Below are 277 nucleotides of genomic sequence, written 5' to 3' on the forward strand. Positions count from 1 at the left end.
AACAGCCAACAGCGGCTTGAGGTCTTTTTTGGCCTTCAATTTCAGACCGTGACGCTTGTACTGGCTGCTAATGATGTGCAAAGCCTTGTTATACGCAAAGCGCACAGCACCGAACTGGCGGTTTAAAAATTCCGCCTGCTCAGGTGTGGGATAAATGCGTACTTTCGTGGCCTTTAACATTTCAGCGCTCATTGATATAATTCATTTATTATAAGCTATTAAGGTCATATTTCAAGTGAGTGTGCATCATAAAGAATTGCTATCAGATTACCTTAGA

The 277-nt window shown here is 41.9% G+C and carries 1 protein-coding gene; it reads right to left on the reverse strand.

Annotated elements, in window-relative coordinates; all coding sequences use genetic code 11:
- On the reverse strand, nucleotides 1–192 hold a 192-nt coding region (locus NOG12_RS13210; RefSeq protein ID WP_313933509.1), incomplete at its 3' end, for a helix-turn-helix domain-containing protein.
- Nucleotides 193–277: the final 85 nt, after the last annotated feature.

It is taken from the genome of Pseudidiomarina fusca (genome assembly GCF_032227045.1).
Taxonomy (GTDB): domain Bacteria; phylum Pseudomonadota; class Gammaproteobacteria; order Enterobacterales; family Alteromonadaceae; genus Pseudidiomarina; species Pseudidiomarina fusca.